General features: G+C 37.5%; 12 protein-coding genes. 1 reads left to right on the top strand and 11 read right to left on the bottom strand.

The genetic code is table 11. The annotated features are described in order from the left end of the window. Window positions 1-19: 19 nt before the first annotated feature. The 4 genes from H3Z82_RS03280 to H3Z82_RS03265 form a co-directional block, all read right to left on the bottom strand. A complete protein-coding gene (locus H3Z82_RS03280; protein ID WP_182202459.1) occupies window positions 20-1,144 on the bottom strand; it encodes an efflux RND transporter periplasmic adaptor subunit in 1,125 nt (374 codons plus the stop codon). After that, a complete protein-coding gene (locus H3Z82_RS03275; RefSeq protein ID WP_235982327.1) occupies window positions 1,141-1,635 on the bottom strand; it encodes a GbsR/MarR family transcriptional regulator in 495 nt (164 codons plus the stop codon). Before H3Z82_RS03275 ends, H3Z82_RS03280 begins: the two co-directional genes overlap by 4 nt. Before the next feature lie 136 nt (window positions 1,636-1,771). Beyond that, window positions 1,772-2,791 (bottom strand): phenylalanine--tRNA ligase subunit alpha, encoded by a 1,020-nt coding sequence (pheS, locus tag H3Z82_RS03270; protein ID WP_182202457.1) that lies wholly within the window; start codon window positions 2,789-2,791, stop codon window positions 1,772-1,774. A 112-nt stretch (window positions 2,792-2,903) separates the two neighbouring features. Further along, window positions 2,904-3,260 carry a hypothetical protein gene (locus tag H3Z82_RS03265; RefSeq protein WP_182202456.1) on the bottom strand — a complete coding sequence of 119 codons (357 nt, stop codon included), beginning with the start codon at window positions 3,258-3,260 and terminating at the stop codon, window positions 2,904-2,906. Window positions 3,261-3,456: 196 nt separating this feature from the next. On the opposite strand from H3Z82_RS03265, the gene H3Z82_RS03260 reads away from it, so the two are divergent. Next, entirely contained in the window at window positions 3,457-3,999 is a 543-nt protein-coding gene (locus tag H3Z82_RS03260) for a CvpA family protein (protein ID WP_182202455.1), read from the top strand. 70 nt (window positions 4,000-4,069) lie between these two features. On the opposite strand, the gene H3Z82_RS03255 is transcribed toward H3Z82_RS03260, so the two are convergent. The 7 genes from H3Z82_RS03255 to H3Z82_RS03225 all read right to left on the bottom strand — a co-directional run bounded on the left by H3Z82_RS03255 (window position 4,070) and on the right by H3Z82_RS03225 (window position 12,658). Then, on the bottom strand, window positions 4,070-4,696 hold the full coding sequence (locus H3Z82_RS03255) for a carbonic anhydrase (protein WP_182202454.1): 627 nt from the start codon (window positions 4,694-4,696) through the stop codon (window positions 4,070-4,072). 419 nt (window positions 4,697-5,115) lie between these two features. Next, complete coding sequence (locus H3Z82_RS03250; RefSeq protein ID WP_182202453.1) at window positions 5,116-5,865, bottom strand: SH3 domain-containing protein; 750 nt, start codon at window positions 5,863-5,865, stop codon at window positions 5,116-5,118. 1 nt (window position 5,866) lies between these two features. Beyond that, entirely contained in the window at window positions 5,867-7,642 is a 1,776-nt protein-coding gene (locus H3Z82_RS03245; RefSeq protein ID WP_182202452.1) for a BatD family protein, read from the bottom strand. 232 nt (window positions 7,643-7,874) lie between these two features. Next, window positions 7,875-8,699: a tetratricopeptide repeat protein gene (locus H3Z82_RS03240; RefSeq protein WP_182202451.1), complete on the bottom strand. Its 825-nt coding sequence runs from the start codon at window positions 8,697-8,699 to the stop codon at window positions 7,875-7,877. A gap of 151 nt (window positions 8,700-8,850) precedes the next feature. Next, window positions 8,851-9,888 carry a vWA domain-containing protein gene (locus H3Z82_RS03235; protein WP_182202450.1) on the bottom strand — a complete coding sequence of 346 codons (1,038 nt, stop codon included), beginning with the start codon at window positions 9,886-9,888 and terminating at the stop codon, window positions 8,851-8,853. Between the two features lie 110 nt (window positions 9,889-9,998). Further along, window positions 9,999-11,003, bottom strand: a complete 1,005-nt coding sequence (locus H3Z82_RS03230) for a vWA domain-containing protein (RefSeq protein ID WP_182203007.1) — start codon at window positions 11,001-11,003, stop codon at window positions 9,999-10,001. Further along, window positions 11,003-12,658: a BatD family protein gene (locus tag H3Z82_RS03225; RefSeq protein WP_182202449.1), complete on the bottom strand. Its 1,656-nt coding sequence runs from the start codon at window positions 12,656-12,658 to the stop codon at window positions 11,003-11,005. Before H3Z82_RS03225 ends, H3Z82_RS03230 begins: the two co-directional genes overlap by 1 nt. Between the last annotated feature and the right edge of the window lie 19 nt (window positions 12,659-12,677).

Genomic DNA, 12,677 nt, shown 5'->3' with positions numbered 1-12,677 from the left:
ACTTCTTATCTTGGTTTTATTATCTGAAAACTTTTTCGATTGGTTTCGCAATAGTATCAAAAGGTACTTCCATAGGTTTTATCTGTGTATCCCCTCGTAGTTTTGCAACGCCTTTTGCGACAATTTTATCGCCTTCTTGAAGCCCTTCAGAAACAACGTAAACGTTCTCAACATCCGCAATTACGGCAATACGTGTGGAAGCTGCCATATCACCTTCGGTTAATTTATAAACGTAATAACTGCCTTGCTGCTCGTAGGTAGACTCTTTAGGTACCACCACAACATTTGAATAGGTTTTTGGAACTCTGATTTTTCCACTGTTTCCATTGGTCAATAATCTTGAGTCGTTATTAAAAACGGCACGAAATGAAATAGAACCTGTTTTGGCATTGACTTGAGAATTAATGGTTTCAATGGTGCCTTTTTGATCGTAAGTGCTTCCATTGGCTAAAATCAAGGTCACTTCTGGGAAATTCTTAATCTTTTCCTTAATATTTTCTCCATTGGCGTTTTGAATAAAATCGAGATACTCCTTTTCATTCATTGAAAAATAAGCATAGACTTTACTAATGTCAGAAACGGTGGTTAAAGGCTCTGGACTTGTCGGACTGACCAAAGTTCCTTTACGGAGCCTGATTGAGCCAACATAGCCATCTACTGGACTTTTAATATTGGCATAATCAATGTTTGCACCAATACTGTTATAGGCACTTTGTGCTTGCAATAGTTTTGCTTTTGCGGTTTCCAATTGAACGCTACTGATAATATTTTTTTCAACTAAAGGTTTAAGCTTATCAACCTCCACTTGGGCAGCGTTGACATTTGCTTTTGCTCCAGCAGCATCCTGGCTGAGGGTCTGGGTCTCTAATCGGAAAAGGGTCTGTCCTTTTCTTACTTTTTGACCTTCGTCAACCAACACCTCTGTAATATAGCCTGATATTTTCGGGCGCACCTCACTGTTATTGACGCCTTCAATACTCGTTGGATACGTTGTATATCCTGTTACCGTCTTTTGTGGAATCGTAGTCACTTGAAATGGCATCGGTCCTTGTGGGCCTTGTGGTGCTTGTTCTTTTTCTCCACAGCTCAAAAAAAGAGCTAAAAAACTTATGGAGATGACTAATGGAAGTTTAATTGTTTTCATTGATTACAGTTTAGTGTTTTTTCTAAAATTTTTGATTTTAATGTGGATACTGATTTGGTGACTTCATCTAAAAATTCAATGTAATTATCATGGAAGTCTAAATTGAACCTTGAATCATTATCATTGCTCAATTGATTGGTTTTTTCTTTATATTCTCGAATTTCTAAATGCAGTTCTCTTTGGAAAATCCAGGATTCTGTCAGCGCATCAATACTTTGCAGAATACTATCTTCATTGATGGTGTAATACTTTTTCCGATCGCCAGTTTTGGTGAAGTAAAGAATCCTCTTGAGATCGGTTAAATGATTTAAATGAGTGGAGATAGTGCTTTTGCTGGCACATAAATCTCTTACTAAATCTTCAAAAGTAGTTCCTGATTTTCCGGTCAAAATGATATAGGATAGAATACGGGCAGCCACTGGAGCAAGTTGCTCCTGCTTTTCCATAAAGACGCCTAACCTTTCGACCAAGTGCTCTTTGTCATTACGCATTTTACTCAACATGTTTTTACGAATTTCGTGCAAAGATAAGTCGGGTTCGGAACAATCCGAACCAATCGAAGTTAAAAAAATGTTAAATAAAAAAACCGACGAAATCGTGTCGGTTATCGTGATGGTCCTTAGGGATTTATAAAGACGATTTAAACTGCTCCAAAAATCGCACATCATTTTCGCTCAATAATCGGATGTCACCAATTTGATGCAAAAGCATGGCAATCCGATCAATTCCCATCCCGAAAGCAAATCCAGAATAGACTTTTGAATCGATGCCACAATTTTCTAGAACGTTCGGATCTACCATTCCGCAGCCCATGATTTCCAACCATCCTGTTCCTTTGGTGATGCGATGGTCAATTTCAGTTTCCAGTCCCCAATACACATCTACTTCTGCACTTGGTTCCGTAAATGGGAAATAGGAGGGACGCAAGCGAATTTTACTTTTCCCGAACATTTCTGTCGTAAAATACTGCAGGGTTTGTTTTAAATCGGCAAAACTCACGTCTTTATCAATATATAGGCCTTCCACTTGATGGAAGAAACAGTGTGATCGTGAAGATATGGCTTCATTTCTAAACACCCGTCCTGGAGAAATGGTTCGGATTGGTGGTTTGTTGGTCTCCATATAACGTACTTGCACAGAACTTGTGTGTGTACGTAATAAAATATCAGGATTGGTTTGTATAAAAAACGTGTCCTGCATATCTCTTGCCGGATGGTATTCTGGTAAATTCAATGCTGTAAAATTATGCCAGTCATCTTCAATTTCCGGTCCTTCGCTAACGTTGAATCCGACGCGTGAAAAGATCTCAATAATTTGGTTTTTCACGATTGAAATAGGATGACGTGCACCAATGGCAATAGGTTCGCCAGGTCGTGATAAATCGCCAAAAACGCCCTTGATCTCTTCCTTGCTTTCTAATTCTTCCTTTAGTGCAATGACTTTATCTTCAGCAGTTTTTTTTAATTGATTGATGGCCTGTCCAAATTCTTTCTTCTGATCGTTGGCAACATTTTTAAATTCGGCAAAATAGGCGTTTAAGACGCCCTTTTTTCCTAAGTATTTAATGCGAAATGCTTCGACCTCCTCCTTTGATTGGGCTTGAAAAGCTTCAGCTTCAGCAATGAGTTCTTTAATCTTGTCTATCATAAATCAAAAAAATGAATGGCAAATTTAAGGTTTTTAGGTTGAAAACCTACAAGATTTTATAAACCTTAAAGACCTTCCAGGATTTAAAAACCGGAAAGGTCGAAAAATGGAATTACTTTATATATTCGGTCTCAACAAAATAATTGACAATGGCTTCCTTCATTAAAACACTCTGTTCTCCAGCTTTTAAAGGTGGTAGTTGTTCTTTTACGATATAATGCGGCCATTTATCTTCGTCAAAATAATCAAATTCGTAATAGCCATAAGGTTCCAATAATCGACAGATGGCAATGTGCATCAAATCTAATTTGTGGTCTTTCTTAAACCTTCTATGGAGTTGTCCTAATTCTTGCACACCAATCAAATAGATAATGGCATCCAAATCTAAAATATCGCCGTCGGCAAACTGGGTGGAAAGTTTATGGACGACGAGCTCCCAGCGTTCTTTTAATTGTTCGTCTCTTGACATAATCACTTCCTGCTTAGGCAGGAATATTTTTAGTTAGTATTATAATTGACTCTTAAGTTCGTTTTGGTTTAGCGTATCATTTGGTAAAAGCATTAACCCAAAACTTTGGGCAAAGTTAACAAACTCTGTATTCTGTTTAGAATTTATAAGTCTAAAAATCTGAAATTTATGTAGGTTTGCCAAAACATAATAGCTTATGAATGTTTTCGATATTGTTTTAATTGCTTTTATCGGTCTTGGTTTGGTGCGCGGCCTGATGAAAGGCTTTTTTGTGGAAATTGCTTCGGTCATCGCTCTGATTGCGGGCGTGTATGGTGCTATACATTTCAGCAATTTTGCCGAAACCTTTATCGATGAAAATTCGCAATGGGATGAGAAGACGGTCAATATAGTAGCCTTTGCCGTAACCTTCCTTATTATTGTCTTAGCTATAGCGTTGGCTGGCAAAGCCTTGACAAAGCTTGCAGACTTTGCCGCCTTGGGGATTGTCAATAAACTCCTTGGAGGCCTTTTTGGGGCTTTAAAGATAGCACTCATATTGAGCGTAGTACTCAACATTTTTGATAGTATGAATCGTGCTATTCCTATGACAGATGAAAAGACTGTTGAAGACTCTGCACTGTATTCTCCTGTAAAATCCTTGGTGCCAATGATTTTTCCATTGATCTTGGAAAAGAAAAAGGAATTGGAGGAGAATTTAGAGACGGAGGCTATTGAAACCGAACAAACGGACCAATAATAAGTCCTTGTCATTTCGTATTTGATACAGGCATTGCGTATATATTGAGTACAGCTCTTAAACCTCTTGATTATTCTAAGTGATAAATCTCCATAATTTTACTGAGATATTTATCAAAATCAATTTTTAAGTCGATCAGTTTCCCCGTTTTTACATCAAATACCCAACCGTGTACTTTTAAACCTCTATCTCTATTGGCTTTTTGAACAGCGGCGGTTTTTATCAGATTGACACATTGTTCCTGAACGTTGAGTTCTACCAATCGGTCGTATCTTTTTTCTTCATCTGAAATTGCATTCAATTCAGAGCGATGGATGCGATAGACATCCCGTATATTACGTAGCCACGGATTTAAAATCCCCAAATCAGCCGACTGCATGGCTGCCTTGACGCCACCACAAGCATAATGCCCACAGACAATTACATCCTTAACCTGTAACTGATTGACTGCATAGTTAACCACAGACATCACATTAAGATCTATACTAATAACCATGTTGGCAATGTTGCGGTGTACAAAAACCTCGCCTGGCCCCAGACCCATGAGTTCTTCTGCAGCAACACGACTGTCAGAACATCCAATAAAAAGTAATTCGGGTTTTTGTCCTTTGCCTAAGCTTTCAAAGAAATTTGGATCTGTAGCCAACCTTTCTTTGATCCAATTTTTATTGTTTGCAAATACCTTATTTAAATCCATAGTCTACCAATTTAATTTATAATGTCGTGTTTATGTCTATTAAGTATAATGCCGATTTCGATTTTAAGGAATGTTTATGTGCTATTGTAATTCCTAATCAGTATTATTTAAATCTATTTTATACGTCCTTTTTATGTCCTAATTAAAGGTTTAAAAGTAATAATAAAATGACTTTTTTACTCGAATCTGAAACAATAAATAGATATTAGTGAGCTATGGTAATCACCAATAAGCTTTCTGCCTTCTGGATCCGCTGTGAAATAAAGGCGTAAATCTGTGATTAATCAGGCTTTAAGGTGAATAAAAATTTGCTTTAAAAATTTATTGAAACTAAAGTATTTGGGAAATGCTCAGTCGCGAGATCAAGCCCATAGCGACTAAAAGGCCATTTTTGAAAGTGTTTTGTGAGCTTTTGAAGTCTATAGCGCTTTTATGGCCTCTGTAGCGATCCAACCAGTTTTACCATCGGCAAGTTTAATTTTTTTCCAATTGTTGACCGTATCTAAAATCTGAACTTTGGTGCCTTCATGAAGCTTAAAAGATTCAGGACTTCTAAGGTTGGGTTCACTTTTTACCTGGCTTTCTTTCGCAAAAACAATGGCAGGCTGATCGTTTTCTACAAGATGGTAATTATTAAAAGCTAAGGCCACCGAGCCACAGGCAAGAATTAAAAAAGTCATGGCAGCAATGAATGCCAAACGTTTTTTAGTAGCACCATAATTAAAATAATAAACGAGATAAAATACCACGAAAAGCACCATGAGTAGAACAGATAATTTTGCCCAATTATCAAAGGTGAGCCAATTGGTGACACGCTTTGAAAATTTTGCAAATCCAAATTCCGGTGTTTGGTCAATGGCGTCAATGGTCATATTGCGGGCAAAGGCAATATTATTTTGGATCTCTTTATCATTTGGTGCTAATTTCAAAGCCTTCTCATAATAATAAATACTTGGCGCAATATGATTGAGCTTATAATGCGCATTGGCCAAATTAAAATACAAGGACGCCGAATGCTCGCCGGACTCAATAATATTTTGGTATTTAGAAATAGCTTCTTCAAAATCGCCTTTGTTGTACAAGTCATTGGCTTGTTGAAAAAGCTGTTCGTTTTGACTAAATCCTAAGCTGCTAATTAAAATGGCCAGTATGTAAATAAAATGCTTCATTTTATCGAATCTGTTTATCAATTATGGAAATAGTTTTGGCGGCCTTATCATAATCATGTTGCATGGTAACTTCAGAGAAAGGTGTATATCGTGCCAGTTCACAACTGTCTAAAATAGTGACAAAATCGTTTATTACGGACTCTTCCACTTGACGTTTTAAGAGTAATTCTTTAATACGATCCTTGCTGAAATCGCTGGTCTCAATATGTAATTTAGCTTTGAGATAATTGTGAAGGGCCTTTTCAAGAGCAATATAAAACGCTTCTTTTTGACCCAATGATTTTCGAGCTTCACTCAAGTATCTTCTTGCAAGTTTATCTGCCTTGCGTATTCTATTTCCTTGGACGTCAGCGCGACGTTCTGCTTTTTTCTTACGGAAAACCATAGCCAATGGAATGGCCAAAAGAGGTAGTAATAATGAGCTCCAATACCATGAGGAATTGAAGAAGGGTTTGGATGTAATTGGTTTCAGATTGGCGTCACTTTTTACAAATGCAAACTGATCATTATTCATAATCACACGCTGTTTTCCTTCTCCAACGGTAGCGATATTGCTATCGGTAGGCGTGCTGTTGGTGGGACCTTCAAGAACATCAATTACCAAATCGCCTGAAGAAATGGTTTTATACGACTCTGTTTTTAAATCGAAATACGAAAACTCCACGTTCGGAATAGGGTATTTACCCTTAAACTGAGGGACAATTGTATAGCTGTCTGCAATACCACCTTGCATGCCGTCGATAGTGGTTCTTATATTTTGAGTATGTTCGGGTTCATAAACCTCTAAAGCACTTGGTAAGGTTAATTTTGGCAATTGAAATAATTTGAGATTACCATTACCTTTAACTTCCAATCGAGCTTGTAATGATTCGGTGGCATTTAATTCGGTTTTGGAAGTGGTCATCTTAAAATCGAAATTACCCACTGCTCCGGCAAAGTTTTCTGGTTTTCCATGTTCTGGAAGCGGTTTTACTTGAAGTGATTTACTTCCTGCAGATACCGTTTTATGCACTTGAGACATCATCCGTCCACCAAAAAAGTCACGTCTATTAGAGGGAACTTCAACGGTAACATCCAAGCTTAATGGTTCAATTTCCAGTTTCCCTGTTTTTTGAGGGTATAAAACCACTTGTTTTATCACTAAATAGCGGTAGGGACGGCCATTAAATTGAGTGTTTTGAATTTTATTGCCCTTCAGATTAATGTTCTGGCTCCAAAAATCATTATACTTAGGGCTGTCAATCTCTCTAAAGGTACTCACCCCAATATCTTCAGAAACATATAATTTGTATACTACAGTAACAGCTTCGTTAAGATATGGATTTCCTTTTGATATTTCTGCAATGAGATGGAGGTTGTCATCTGCAACACTTTCAGCATTATCAGGGTCATTTGGTCTGCTGACTGCAGAGGTAATTTGAACGGTTACTGGCGAGGTTTTATAAATTTCATCTTCAATTTCAATGGTTGCTTGATTAATTGTAATTGACCCTGTCTTTTTTGGTGCTAAGAAATAACTGTAGGTTTTTGTGAACGAGCGAACACCATTCACCCATGAATGACTAACAGATTGGTTTGGTCCACCAACCACTGTAAAGTCGCTAAACGATGGCGGACTAAAATTGTCACCATCCGTGTTCATTTCAAAATCTATGCGTAAACGCTCATTGATGCCAAGTTTGGTTTTACTGACTTTAGCCTCAAACTTTACTTGGGCGGCAACAAAACTCGTACTTACTACAATTAAAAATAATGATATGTATGCTTTTAATTTCATTTAATTACCTAAAAATTAACAAACAACGATTTGCGATTCTTGAATTGTTGTTTTTAGAGGTTTTAATACTTGCGACAAAAATTGAAATAAGTTAATTATTCTCATCTAAAACATTTAAGATATTTTGCTTATTAACACTACAAAATCAATAACGCGTGTTTCTAAATCATTTGTCGTCTTATCAATCTTACATCATAATTCGTTACTCGTAATTCAAAAATCAGAAATTTATTTACCAGTCTTTGTCCGTTTTGACTTTAACGCCCTTTTGTTTATCGGCATTTACTTTTTCTTGAACTTTTTGTTCCTGCATATTCATAGCTTCCAATAAGTTCTTTATTTGTTGAGGAGATAGTTGACCGGGTTGTGGCTTCTTTTCCTGATTCTTTTGATCGTTTTCATCTTTTGGCTTGTCCTCATCTTTTTTATCGTCGCCATCCTTCTTGTCCTGATCACCTGGATCATCTTTATTTTCTTTATTATCCTGATTATCCTGATCTTGGTCCTGATTGTCCTTGTCTTGATCGTCTTGATCTTGGTTTTCGTCTTGTTTGTCCTTATCCTTATCTTGATTTTCGTCAGGTTGATCGTCTTTCTGCTGTTCAGCACATTCTTTGGCTAAACCAAGATTATACCGTGTTTCGTCGTCCGTAGGATCATTTCTTAAGGCACTCTTATAAGCTTCCACCGCTTCTTTACATTGTTTATTCTGCATTAGGATATTACCAATATTATGGAAGGCCTTATGCTTCTGAGATTTTTCAGTAGCGTTTTTAGCGGCTTGTTGCTGTCTGTAAAGTGCTTCTTCGTAGTTGCCTTTTTTATAATAAGAATTACCTAAATTATAAGTTCCTGCTACTGAAGATGGTTGTTTGGAAATGGCTTTTCGATATTCCTTCTCGGCAGAAATGAAATTATTATCATCCATAAGGGCATTGGCTTCGTAAACTAAATCGTTCGATTTCCTTTCCGCCAATAATTGTTCCTTCTCATTCTCTTTGTTTTGAGAAAAAGCGAAACATGTAAAAAATACTATTAGAAGTGTAAGGTTTTTCATTTTTCTAATTCATTATGAACTCTTTTAAAAACTGACGTGATGTGCATCAGGAGTCCAATTCAAACAAAATCACAATTTATCTTCCTCATTTTTAAACAGTTCATAAATCTAAATAAACTATTAGTAGCACAATGATAATTTTTTCTTAAAGTTATGTAGCGTTTTCGTTAAATAAATTTAAACGTTTTAACCATGAGGTCCGTCTTTCAAGCAACAAAACATCAATTATCAGAAAGAAAAGTGCCGCACCTAAAAACCATTGGAATTGCGATTCAAAATCGGCAAATTGCTTGGCTTCAAACTCCGTTTTGTCCATCTTGTTTAAAATATCCCGGATGTGATCAACCACTTCCGTTGTATTTCTTCCGTTGATATAAGAGCCATGAGCTTCTTGGGCAATACTCTTTAACGTACTTTCGTCCATTCGAGTAATGACGGTTTCACCCTGTCTATCTTTTTTATAGTTGACAATGATGCCATTCCGTTTCTCTGGGATGGGGCCACCCTTGGCATCTCCAACACCAATGGTGAAAATTCTGATACCCTCTTCATAAGCTTCCCGTGCTACTTGTGTTGCCAAATTACCATGGTCTTCGCCGTCAGAAATGATGATGAGAATACGGTTTGTGTCTTGGTCATCGTCATAATAATCTTTGGCCAGTTCAATGGCTTCATGGATTGCAGTGCCTTGAGATGAAAGCATGTCTGTGTTCATGCTTTGGAGGAACATTTTTGCTGATCCATAATCGGTTGTAATCGGCAATTGAGGGAATGCCTTTCCGGCATAAGCGATAATACCCACACGGTCACTCGCCAAATTATTGATGATTTGTGTGACCAATTGCTTTGATTTTTCCAATCGGTTTGGTGCGATATCCTCAGCCAACATACTTTTTGAAACGTCAATAGCAAATACAATATCAACACCTTCGCGCTTTACGGTCTCAAGCTTTGTGCCAATTTTAGGATTCACCAGAGCTAACACCAAGCAGGCAAAAGCAAGACATAGCACAACAATTTTCAAAATGGATTTAAAGATGGATGTGTTTGGACTTAGTCTCTTTAATAAAGGTTTTCTGGCAAATTTACGCTGCATACGGTGTTTCCACCACTGCAATAGCAAAAATATAAGCACAATTAATGGGATGACCATTAATCCCCAAAACCATATTTTCTCTTCTAATTGCATGTTTTTAATTCTGTATTCCTGCCTCCGCAAACACTGTGGAGGTCCTGATGGTATTTTGTTGGCACTGATGTGCCGCAAATACTTTAATGTGTTCTATTTAGTATCTTATATTAATTAAAACTTCTGAATAAGGTGGATCGCAATAAAAACTCAAATAACAATAATCCAAACGCGATTAAAATTAACGGGCGATATTTTTCTTCATATTTTGAATATTTAAATTCCTCCACTTCAGTTCGTTCCAATTTGTTGATTTCGTCATAAATAGCTTCTAACTTTTTGTTGTTATCCGCTCTAAAATACTTGCCACCGGTAGCTTTTGCAATGTCCTTCATTAATTCTTCGTCAATTTCAACCAATTGACGTTCATATTGAAAATTGCCATTGGGTAAAATACCAACCGGAGACAAGGCCATGCCGTTGGTTCCAATGCCTATAGTGTACACTTTAATATCGTATGCTACTGCAAGTTCACTGGCCGTTTTTGGGTCTATAAAGCCACTATTGTTGACCCCATCTGTCAATAAAATAATAACTTTACTTTTTGCCCTGCTATCCTTGATTCTATTAACAGCGGTTGCCAATCCTGAACCTATAGCTGTTCCGCCTTCAATAACGGTATTGTACCTAATATCATTAAGAGCGCGCAATACAATGGCCTTGTCACTGGTAATAGGTGTTTTGGTATAGGCTTCTCCTGCATATTCCACAATGCCGATACGGTCATTCGGCCTGCTTTTTATAAATTCTGAGGCCACAACTTTTAGCGCTTCCAATCGGTTGGGCGATAAATCCTTGGCCAACATACTGGCCGAAACATCAATAGCGATGACAATATCGATACCTCTTGTGGTTTTTGTCCTTGTGGAAACATCTACCGTTCTTGGTCGTGCCAAGGCGACTATCACCAAAGATAAGGCTAACAATCTCATGACAAATAGCGCATGTTTTGTTTTTGGCAACCATGACTTGGTTAGCTTAAACCCTTTAATTGTTGAAATATGGAGTTCTGCCGTTTGCTTTTTGTGTTTTACCACATACCATAAAATAAGCAGCGGTAGCAGTAGAAACAGCCAAAAAAACTCTTTGTTTACAAATTCAATTCCTCCCAGCATCATTCTACTTTTTTAAGTTCAACGGAGTTTAAAACGCGCTCCATAATCTCTTCAGCGTACTGATCGTCCGCATCCCAAACCAAAATAATCTGTTGTAATATATTTTGGGCAGTGAAGGCCAGAAAAACATACTTCCCTTTTCGATATTGGTCAGGTATGAGACCCGGAAACGAGGCCGTTCCAAAAACTTTCAAGCCTTCTGCAGCATTAGGAGTCACAAATTTTTCTCGCTTGGTAATGATGTCCTTCACATTGTTTTGTTCCAGCATTTGCAGACTTCCTTCAATGGCTTGGTTCAAATTGACTGTTGTTGTATCGGGAATATTCAGCCTTGAAGTGCTGACTGCTATATTTAATGAACTCAATAGGGTGCCATAACTAAACATGGTTGTTTTGGCACCGGAAATGGTGTCAATAGCTTTAGGCTCTACACGTTCTAAGACAGCAGGAGTGGAAATGTAAATTGGTGGCACACCGTAATCGCTTGTCACCCAGACCCCTTCCAATAAGGCTTTGCTCTCATGACCGATAATGGTGTCTTTAACATAATTAAACCCGTATTTTACGGAAAAACCAATAAAGGTTGCTAAAATCAAAAACAAGGAAGCAGCCACGGTGATAATCACTTTACGACGTTTCTTTTTACGTTCTTGCTGTTCTTTATATTGTTGATCGAGCAGTTTTTCTTCTTCTGTAGGTTCTGGCAGGGCCTGTTTGACATTGTCAATTTCGAGATCAATGGTATTTCTGTCAATTTTAGCCAATTCAATATCTGGGGTCACTTTAGCAAATTTCACCAAATCGGCACGTTTTAATATCGTTTCGATATTTCTGATATCGTTTTTGCTCAACTCAATCTGATTGCCATCCTTAAGCAAATTTAGGCGATTGACCAATTCGTCTGTGGTGCTTTCCAGGGCACGATCATAAACTTGTTCATCTAAGTAGCGCCGGATAATGAATGTCAATTCCGAATAATAACCCTTAAGCTCGGCTTGCTGTAAATAATCTGATTCGTCCAGCTTTTTTAAGGCTTTTTTAGCACGTTCATAAGGAGGTAGCAAGGCGATTTCTTCTGCCTCGGTCAGCGGTTTTTTACGCCAAATAAACCAGTACATTAAGAAGGCCACCAACGCAAGAATGGCAATGATAATGAGCGCTGTCTTCCACCAGTCGCTACGGCTTTTCTCAACTTTTATAAAAGGTTTAATATCGTATAGTCCCTGTTTTGTAGAATCTACAAGAACGTTATTCACCTCCACTTTTAAAGAATCAGTAAAATATTCTTTGGTGCCAATAAGAATCTTTTGCCGTGGAATGGTATAACTGCCTGAGTCAAATTGGGTCAGACCATATTTTTTGATCAGGTTGTATTTGGCGTTGTTTATGGTAGTATCCGCTTTGTAGGATTCAATCATTTCCAAAGGCATAAAGGTTTGACCTTCTGGAAATATAACTAAATCAGTAGTGTCCGCTTCAACTTCAATCTTATAGGTGATCTGTTCTCCAATCTTGATCTGTGTTGAATCGATGGACGATTTGACTTGGGCGAAGGAGAAAATAGAAAAAAGAAAAAAGAAAACAGACAGAACGCTCGAAGCACGGAGCTCAAAGCGTGAAGTTTTATTAGAAAAATGTCGTAAATCGTAATTCATAATTCGTAAATCCTAAAAA

It is taken from the genome of Gelidibacter maritimus (assembly GCF_014062315.1).
Classification (GTDB): Bacteria; Bacteroidota; Bacteroidia; order Flavobacteriales; family Flavobacteriaceae; genus Gelidibacter; species Gelidibacter maritimus.
This window is presented reverse-complemented; position numbering and strand designations above follow the sequence as displayed.